This window comes from Lentzea tibetensis, from assembly GCF_007845675.1.
Classification (GTDB): domain Bacteria; phylum Actinomycetota; class Actinomycetes; order Mycobacteriales; family Pseudonocardiaceae; genus Lentzea; species Lentzea tibetensis.
This window is the reverse complement of sequence record NZ_VOBR01000100.1, coordinates 1-1,075: the sequence shown is the minus strand read 5'-3', so window position 1 is coordinate 1,075 and position 1,075 is coordinate 1. Positions and strand designations below refer to the sequence as shown.

General features: G+C 69.9%; 1 protein-coding gene. It reads left to right on the top strand.

The genetic code is table 11. From position 1 onward, the window contains the following. The coding region (locus tag FKR81_RS43095) for a transposase (protein WP_146361380.1) at window positions 1-898 on the top strand (898 nt) is incomplete at its 5' end. Window positions 899-1,075: the final 177 nt, after the last annotated feature.

The following is a 1,075-nucleotide window of genomic DNA, read 5'->3' as shown; positions in this document are numbered from 1 at the left end:
GCAGGCGGCGCGACTACTGGCCACGGCGCTGGGCCAGGACCTGGCCGAGGAGTCCGAGGGTGCGTTCCGGATCGCGCGCAAGGTCGCGCCGGACCGGGTCATCTCGACCGTGGACCCCGAGACCCGGCACGGGCACAAGACCAGCGCCCGCGGGTTCGACGGCTACAAAGGCCATGTCGCGCTCGACCCGGACTCCGAGATCATCACCGCCACCGGGGTCACTCCTGGCAACAGCGGTGACGCCGAGGCCGCCGAGTCCCTGCTCGCCGACATCCTGCCCTCCGAAGTCGAAGTCGAAGCCAGTGATGACGATGGGGCGGCGGTCTATGGCGATGCCGCCTACGGGGCCGGGGAACTGCTGGAGCGCCTGGACAACGCACACATCCACAATGGACTCAAGGTGCAGCCGCCCGCGGCGGTGAAAGGCCACTTTCCCAAGGACCGCTTCACCATCGACCTGGCCAGCCAGACAGTGACCTGCCCTGCCGGTGTCACCGTCGCCATCCGCGCTCGCGCCCACAGCAGCGGCAGCGGGCGGCACGCCGGACACGCCGGCTTCGGTCGTGGCTGTGCCATATGTCCATTGGCCGCACAGTGCACCACCGCCGTCGAGGGGCGCACCATCACCATCGGCCACCACGAAGCAACCCTGGCCGCCGCCCGCGACCGGCAGACCGACCCCGCCTGGAAGGCCGACTACCGCGCCACCCGCCCCAAGGTCGAACGCAAGATCGGCCACCTGATGCGCCGCCGCCACGGCGGACGCCGCGCTCGCGTCCGCGGTCGACTCAAAGTCGCCGCCGACTTCTCCCTGCTGGCTGCCGCGGTCAACCTCGCACGCCTTGCCGTGCTCGGAATCGCCCGCACCGCAAGCGGATGGACCACCGCCACCGCCTGACAGGCCGCCAGACGGCCGCTCAAGTCACACACTCGCCTCCTGCAGGCGTCACGTTGATCACCATCGCGCCCAGCCCCGCTGACCGCACACAACGAGAGCACCGCGAACACAAGGCCCGTCGGCACAACATCGACCAGGTCAACGCCCTCAAGACCCCGTTCGACACCAGCCACCTAG